We start from the raw sequence: 4102 nt of genomic DNA on the forward strand, positions 1-4102 counted from the left end.
CATCAATCTTGATGGCAAGGACGGGCTGACCATCACGCGCGAACAACGATCCCTGTCGAAAGTAGGCATCATTCTGCTAACCAGCCGAGACGATCAAATCGATCGCATCATCGGTTTGGAGATGGGGGCGGATGACTACGTCACCAAACCTTTCGACCGGCGTGAACTATTTGCACGGATCAAAAACCTTTTGGTCCGGATCAGTGATCTGACGAATAACCTGCAAGCTGCCGAGCCGGTGGTTCAAATCGGCCGCTGGAATCTTGACCACATGCGCCGGCGCCTCGTTGGCGAAAATGGGGAAATTGAAGCTCTAACCCGGGCGGAATTTGAGCTTTTGCACGCTTTCACCCGGCATCCTGGCATGGTTCTTTCCCGTGACCGCTTGCTGGATCTGATCCAGCACCGGCAATGGGAACCGGACAACCGGACGATAGATGTTCTCGTTGGCCGACTGCGCAAGAAGATCGAGCCGGATCCTTCTAGTCCGGATTGGATAATCACAGTGCATGGTGAAGGTTATTTGTTTGCGCTTCCCGGCAGTTGAAGACCGAGCGACCGCGCGGCAACCTCAAGGGTTTCCAGCGCCGCTTCCCATGTTTTTGTGAGCTCTCGCGTCGCATTGTCTTGGCGGTTCTTTTCGCGGGTGGCTTTTTCAAGAGCTGCCAGTTCTGCGCAAAGCTGATCCAAACGGAAGTTCGAGGCCGCGCCCTTGAATTTGTGAGCCGTCCTTTCCGCCATTTTATGATTGCCGGTGCTTAGGGCTGCTTGAAGCTCTGTCATCAACGCCACGGCCTGTTTGACGAACTCATCCAAAATCTCTTGCGTTACATCGGCCCCCAATTCATCTATGTCACTTTGAAGGGCGGCGAAAGTAGAAGTATTTTCAGAGTTCGAATCTGGATGTGATGACACCTGACCGAGATAGGCGCTCAGCGCCCGCGGAGAGACTGGCTTGGTGAGGATACCATCAACTCCCAATCGGGCGCGTTCAGATGGGGTATCCTCCAAATTATGTGCTGTCAGGGCTACAATTGGCGGGCATTCCGGCAACTGGGCCCTCAGTTTTAGAGCAACTTCCTGTCCGGACATGTCCGGCAAGTCCAAATCGAGTAAAACAAGGTCATGAGGTGCCTTAACCGCTTCTTCAAGGGCGCTTTCTCCGGTTTCCGCTTCAGTGATTTTACATCCCAGCCGGTCCAGGTATCCATACGCAACCATGCGGTTCACAGCGTTATCTTCGACAACCAGAACGGTTTTGTTGATAGCAGCCCTCAAGGCCTGTTCGCGTGTTGAGACGACTTGCGACAAATCGCCTTGTTCCAGCGGAAGCGTGAGCGTGAAGCAGGACCCTTTCCCCAATTCGCTTTCCACGCTCAGTAGTCCGCCAAGCCTCTCGGTGAGGCGGCGGGAAATAGACAGCCCCAATCCCATACCCTGGATGTCGCCATGCTTGCGTCCTTGGCCGCGTCCGTAGGCGTCGAATATGTAAGTCATTTCTTCCGCTGCAATTCCGACACCGGTATCCTGAACGGCAAAGCTCAATACAAACCCATCTCCGTCTGGTGCCGCTGCGTGGTCGATGCTGAGAGAGATATGGCCTTTATGTGTGTATTTCACTGCGTTCGAAAGGAGATTTACGGCTATCTGCCGGATTTTGGGAACGTCACCATAAAGAGCTGCCGGAGCCCCTTCTGCCAATTCAACCGAAGAATTCAAACCCTTCTCTTCCGCACTGACGCCGAGGTAGGAACCCAATTGCCCGACTAAATCTCTCAGGTCAAAATGTGAGTTCTGCAACGTTACGCGATTGGTTTCGGTGCTGGCATAATCCAGAAGGTCGTTGGTCAGATTCAGAAGATATTCTGCCGAAGCGCGGGCAGTCGTTACCTGGCTGGAACGGCCTTCATCGAGCATATCGCTTTCCAATAGGCGCAACATACCGATAACACCGTTTAGGGGTGTCCGAATTTCATGGCTCATCATCGCCAAAAACTCCGACTTTCCCCGGTTTGCGGCTTCTGCCTCGCTCCGCGCTGCGTCATGTGCTTGCATTTCCGTAACAATCTGCCCGGTCCGTTTCTTTACGGCACTTTCCAACTCGTCCCGGAGTTTGCTTGCGCGGGCCGCCCGCCTCCGCAGGACATGCAGGCCTTTTTCCATCTGGCCGATTTCATCGTTCCCAGTGAATGGGATATCGCGGCCATAGTCTTCATGTGCGAGGGCTTCGATGTGTTCTGCAACACCACGTAAACGGACCACCACTTGCCTGCGGGCAAGACGCCACAGATACACTGCAGCTCCTGCCAGCACGAGGAAAACGGCGATCATGCCTATCAGGATGTTGCGCTCCAGGTCCCTGGCCTTGGCCTGGGAAGTTATAACAGCCGCCTGAACCGAGCGCAGATGATTGCTCGCTATGTTGACCAGCGCATCCGTGTGCGGACGCACAGACGTTATCAAATCGTCGAGGCGCAGTTCGTTGTCGAGCATTTGGCTACGAAGGGGTACTCCGCCATCATGCTCCAAACTCGCATTTAAGGTCTGAAGAATAGCACTGACGCGGGTCTGGGCTGTCTTTGACGACAGATAAGACAACCGGCTTTGCGCGACACCAATGGCGTCACTGGTTTCCCTTTTAATTTGTAACAGGGCTGCAGCTGTGCTTTGTGGTGGAATTTGCAGCAACAGGAAACCGACTTTGTCCGTTGCGCTGCTGAGTTCCAAATGGCGATCGTAGGCATAAAAATCCACGTCCGCCAGCCTGTTCAAGTTAGCTGCAATATCGGCTCGGGAATCGTATAAATCGGCGATTGTAGCTGTGACTCTTACTCGGGCGATGTCGACTTGCCCGGACAAGATGTCGTCCAATTCTGAAACCAGTTCAGTGGTAGACAGCTGCCAGTCGCGCATGTGCGACTGCAGACGTAATTTCTGACCGGTCACCAGAACCAAATCTGCAATTGTCCGGTGTAGAACCGCCAAGGTTTCCTGATCCTGATGCCGTGTCCGGCTGGGAAACAGGAGGTCCAGTTTTGCAAGGTCTGTATTCAATTCGTCCAGTTCACGTTCCAACGACGAACGCAATGAATTCAAATCTTTACTGCTTTGAATGTCAGCAAAGGACGGCGCAAGTGCGGAAATGAAGTTTGCGGATCCGACGAGTTTCCAGGCCAGGGTTCCTGCCGGAATATTGTCCTGTATCAAGGCGCGCTGCTGTGTTGCCAGGTATGAATTGGCGCCTATCGCGATCAAGCTTGTCAAAACAGCCAGGCTTACGATGAACGAAAAGATTTGAAGCAGTTGACTGTCGAAACGGTTCTTGTTCATGGCAAAACCATATGCACCATTGGTACGTGCTGCAATCGCTGCATTCGCGGCTGGTTTTATTATGTTCATGAACGGTGCTGCTGCGGAAAACCCAAAGACTGAAGCACGAAAAAAGATTTGTGTCGTTGTTCCTCATTTCAAGGACGAATACTGGCTGAGTGTTGGCTTCGGCCTGATCACGGAGGCGAATTCAGCAGGGGCAGAAGTCCTCCTGTATGAATCTGGCGGGTACCATGCGCTTCAGAGGCAGATCCGGTTGTTGAGTACCTGTATCAGCCGGGAGGTTGATGCGGTACTCTTTGGTGCAGTCTCTGCCGATGACCCAAAGCTTCTTGTTGCCGTTCAAAACGCTGCGAAGGACGTTCCTGTCATAGCACTGGTAAACGAGCTTAACTCGCCGTTCTTAAGCGGTGCGGTTGGTGTTGATTGGCGGGAGATGGGCCGGGCGATTGGCAAGTATCTTTCGGCAGCGCACCCTTCAGGAGGCGACCGGATTTCAGCGGTGTTGGTTACCGGGCCGGAGAAATCAGGATGGTCGCCGATCCTTGAAACAGGTCTGCAAGATGGCCTGGCAAATTCTTCTGTCCAAATCGAGATAGTTGGACGTTCAGACACCGGATTGCGCGAACAACTTGCTGAAGTGGAACGCACTCTACGCCAAAAACCCGAAGTTGATCTGATCATCGGCAGCGCTCCGGCCATAGAAGGCGCGATGGGTCTGGCTGCCAATTCTGGTGGTGGGTTTCCATCGCTTATTGCCACCTACATCAGT

At 53.3% G+C, this 4102-nt stretch carries 3 protein-coding genes; 2 read left to right on the top strand and 1 reads right to left on the bottom strand.

What is annotated here, in order from left to right; genetic code table 11:
- A partial coding sequence (locus tag K5905_RS29045) for a winged helix-turn-helix domain-containing protein (RefSeq protein WP_297590979.1) occupies positions 1-547 on the top strand: 547 nt, incomplete at its 5' end.
- Here the strand turns inward: K5905_RS29045 and K5905_RS29050 are convergent.
- Positions 520-3399: an ATP-binding protein gene (locus tag K5905_RS29050; protein ID WP_297590981.1), complete on the bottom strand. Its 2880-nt coding sequence runs from the start codon at positions 3397-3399 to the stop codon at positions 520-522. The two genes, K5905_RS29045 and K5905_RS29050, sit on opposite strands and share 28 nt — an antisense overlap.
- On the opposite strand from K5905_RS29050, the gene torT reads away from it, so the two are divergent.
- On the top strand, positions 3398-4102 hold a 705-nt coding region (torT, locus tag K5905_RS29055), incomplete at its 3' end, for a TMAO reductase system periplasmic protein TorT (protein ID WP_297590984.1). The two genes, K5905_RS29050 and torT, sit on opposite strands and share 2 nt — an antisense overlap.

This window comes from Roseibium sp. (assembly GCF_025698965.1).
Lineage (GTDB): Bacteria > Pseudomonadota > Alphaproteobacteria > Rhizobiales > Stappiaceae > Roseibium.

Bases quoted from the DNA above. Each gene is read 5' to 3' on its own strand.
- K5905_RS29050 (WP_297590981.1), bottom strand. From the start codon at position 3,399: ATGAACATAATAAAACCAGCCGCGAATGCAGCGATTGCAGCACGTACC.